General features: G+C 68.8%; 2 protein-coding genes. Both read left to right on the forward strand.

The features are described from left to right. On the forward strand, positions 1-421 hold a 421-nt coding region (locus IG69_RS0119515; protein ID WP_030529829.1), incomplete at its 5' end, for a sensor histidine kinase. Next, a partial coding sequence (locus IG69_RS0119520; RefSeq protein ID WP_030529830.1) for a response regulator occupies positions 421-708 on the forward strand: 288 nt, incomplete at its 3' end. The genes IG69_RS0119515 and IG69_RS0119520, both read left to right, overlap by 1 nt.

Here is a 708-nt window from a genome sequence, read left to right on the forward strand (position 1 = left end):
CGTGGCAGCAGTCGCGCAGGAACGGGATCGGGTGGCGCGGGACCTGCACGACGTCCTGGGTCACACGTTGTCGCTGATGGTGGTCAAGGCGGCTGCGGTCCGTCGGCTGATCGAGTCCGATCCCGCTTCGGCCGTCGCCCACGCCGAGGATATCGAGGACGTCGGCCGGTCGGCGCTGTCCAGGGTCCGCCAGACCCTGGACAACGCCACCCGACCCACCTTGAGTCACGAGCTCGCCTCGGCCCGCGAAGCGCTCGAGTCAGCGGGCATCGAGGCCCACCTGTCAATGACCCCGAAGTCTGCCGAGGTCTGCGCGGAACCGTTGGCGTGGGCGCTACGGGAGGGGGTGACCAACGTGCTGGTGCCCGCCGGGTTCACTCTGACTGCGTGGGTTCCCGCCCTTTCCGAGGAGGAGGACTGATGATCCGGATCCTTCTGGCCGAGGACCAGGCGATGATGCGTGGCGCGTTGACGGTGCTGCTGAACCTCGAACCCGACCTGGAGGTCGTGGCCGAGGTCGCCGATGGTGAGAGCATTGTCGATCGGGCCCTGGAGTGCGCCCCCGATGTAGCCGTGCTTGACATCGAGCTGCCGGGCCGCAGCGGTCTGGACGCCGCGGCCGAGCTCGCCGAGCGGGTTCCGCACTGCCGGGTGGTTATCGTGACGACGTTCGCGCGACCCGGGTACGTCCAAAGGGCGATGGCCGTC

The organism is Phycicoccus jejuensis, assembly GCF_000720925.1.
Lineage (GTDB): Bacteria > Actinomycetota > Actinomycetes > Actinomycetales > Dermatophilaceae > Phycicoccus > Phycicoccus jejuensis.